The sequence below is a fragment of the Comamonas sp. genome (assembly GCF_036666375.1).
Lineage (GTDB): Bacteria > Pseudomonadota > Gammaproteobacteria > Burkholderiales > Burkholderiaceae_C > Comamonas.
Genome location: NZ_JAVWWA010000221.1, coordinates 1 through 1,803, shown reverse-complemented (window position 1 = coordinate 1,803; position 1,803 = coordinate 1). Strand labels below are relative to the sequence as shown.

The following is a 1,803-nucleotide window of genomic DNA, read 5'->3' as shown; positions in this document are numbered from 1 at the left end:
TGGCGTTTGCGCGCCGCCCGGCGCAGGCCTGAGCCCGCCCCCGGCCCGCCCTAGGGCGCCAGCGCATGGACCACCAGCCGCAGATGGCGGTCTTCATCGACGGTCAGCGAAGTGTGCTCATACGCCTGGCGCCGGCCGTCGATCAGCAGTTCGCGCATGCCAGTGCACGGCGCGTGCACCTCGTTGCGGTGCCACCATTGCTTGAAGGTCGGTGAGACCCGGGCAAGCTCATCGACCAGTTCATGGATATCGGCCTCCTGCGTCGCGCGCGCGAAGTCGCGGCGAAAGCTCGACAGCATCTGCTGCGCCTGCGGCTCCCAGTCGGCAAAGCGCGCATGCAGCAGCGGATCGGTGAACAGCAGCCACAGCAGATTGCGCCGCTCGGGCGCATGCGCGCCGAAGCCGAACAGTTCGTCGGCAGCGGTGTTGAAGACCAGCACATCCCAGCGCAGATTGAGCACATAGGCCGCATGCGGCGCGAGGTCGTGCATCAGCCGGCGCACCAGCGGCGGCACCACGCACCAGGTCTTGCCGGGCTCGGCCGGCGGCCGCGCATGCGCGAGCAGGAACAGATGGCGGCGCTCGGCGGCATCGAGCTTGAAGACGCGCGCCAGACTGTCGAGAAACGCCGCCGACACGCCGATGTCGCGCCCCTGCTCCAGCCAGGTGTACCAGGTCAGGCCCACGCCCGCGAGCGCCGCGACTTCCTCGCGCCTCAAGCCCGGCGTGCGCCGGCGGCTGCCGCTGGGCAGACCGGCATCGGCAGGCGACAGCCGCTCGCGGCGCGCGCGCAAGAAGGCGGCGAGCTCGTGGCGCGTGCGCTCCAGGGTACGAATGGCCATCGCATTGCTTTCAGTAACAGCATAAACAGTTAAATTGTAATTGGTTGGAAAGGATCACAGAATGCGCCCTCACCTTCCGAATGCGCTGCATGACATCCTGTTCCGTCTCTTCCAACCCGCCCTGGCGCGGCCTGGCCGTGCTGCTGCTCGCCGGCTTTGTCACCATCTTCGATCTGTTTGTCGTCAACGTCGCCATTCCCAGCATGCAGGCCGGACTCGCGGCGAGCTTTGCGCAGATCGGCTTCATCGTTGCGGGCTATGAACTCGCTTTCGGCGTGCTGCTGATCACGGGCGGGCGGCTGGGCGACCGCTTCGGGCGCCGCCGGCTGTTCGTGCTGGGCATGGCCGGGTTCACCTTTGCGTCACTGCTGTGCGGACTCGCCCCCGACGCGAATGCCTTGATCGCCGCGCGCGTGCTGCAAGGGCTCGCTGCCGCACTGCTGTTTCCCCAGGTCTATGCCTCGATACGCGTGCACTTCGACGGCGACGCCGGCCGGCGCGCGTTCGGCCTGCTGGGCATGACGCTGGGCCTGGCCGCGATCGCCGGCCAGGTGTTCGGCGGCTGGCTGGTGCACGCCGACCTGTGGGGCCTGGGCTGGCGCACGATCTTTCTGATCAATGTGCCCATAGGCCTGGGCGCGATCGCCGCGGCACGCCACATTCCCGAGTCACGCGCGCCCGCGCGCCCCGCGCTCGACGGCCGCGGCGTGCTGCTGGTGAGCGGCGGACTGGCCAGTCTGCTGGTGCCGCTGATCGAAGGGCCGGCGCAAGGCTGGCCCGCCTGGAGCCTCTGGGCTCTGGCCGCGGCCGTGCTGCTGCTCGCGGCCTTCCACCGCCAGCAACGCCAGCGCCAGGCCGGGGGGCAGTTGCCGCTGGTCGACATGCGGCTGCTCGGCCAGCGCCGCTTCGCGCTGGGCGCGCTGCTGGTGCTGCTGGTCTACTCGACATCGAGTTCGTTCTT

2 protein-coding genes are annotated in these 1,803 nt (G+C 69.1%); one reads left to right on the top strand and one right to left on the bottom strand.

The genetic code is table 11. From position 1 onward, the window contains the following. Positions 1 to 50 precede the first annotated feature (50 nt). Complete coding sequence (locus tag RR928_RS24795; protein ID WP_332547861.1) at positions 51 to 842, bottom strand: helix-turn-helix transcriptional regulator; 792 nt, start codon at positions 840 to 842, stop codon at positions 51 to 53. 89 nt (positions 843 to 931) lie between these two features. Between RR928_RS24795 and RR928_RS24790 the strand changes: the two genes are divergently transcribed. After that, positions 932 to 1,803: MFS transporter (locus tag RR928_RS24790; RefSeq protein WP_332684743.1), on the top strand; the 872-nt coding region annotated here is incomplete at its 3' end.